The sequence below is a fragment of the Streptococcus sp. HMSC36C04 genome (genome assembly GCF_001839535.1).
GTDB lineage: Bacteria > Bacillota > Bacilli > Lactobacillales > Streptococcaceae > Streptococcus > Streptococcus hominis.
This window is the reverse complement of the sequence record NZ_KV841602.1, coordinates 1-261: the sequence shown is the minus strand read 5'-3', so window position 1 is coordinate 261 and position 261 is coordinate 1. Positions and strand designations below refer to the sequence as shown.

The window sequence follows — 261 nt, the reverse complement described above, 5'->3', positions numbered from 1 at the left end:
GGAAGTGACGTACGTTTATAAGGAAGTGTTTGGGAATGTGACGGTTCATTACCAAGATGAGTCCGGTCACCAGCTCCAAGCGGATGTGAAAGTCGTTGAAGGAGCCTCCACCAATACGCCTTATGATACGACGCCCCATGCGTTAGCAACGATTGTGACGCCAGACGGGAAGACCTATGAACGGGTTTCCGAGAAGACCAAAGGTCAGGAGAAAGGCCAGGTTGTCAAAGGGACGACGGAAGTGACGTACGTTTATAAGGA

At 50.6% G+C, this 261-nt stretch carries 1 protein-coding gene; it reads left to right on the top strand.

The features are described 5' to 3' along the window. Positions 1 to 261: MucBP domain-containing protein (locus HMPREF3249_RS07040; RefSeq protein WP_257362370.1), on the top strand; the 261-nt coding region annotated here is incomplete at both ends.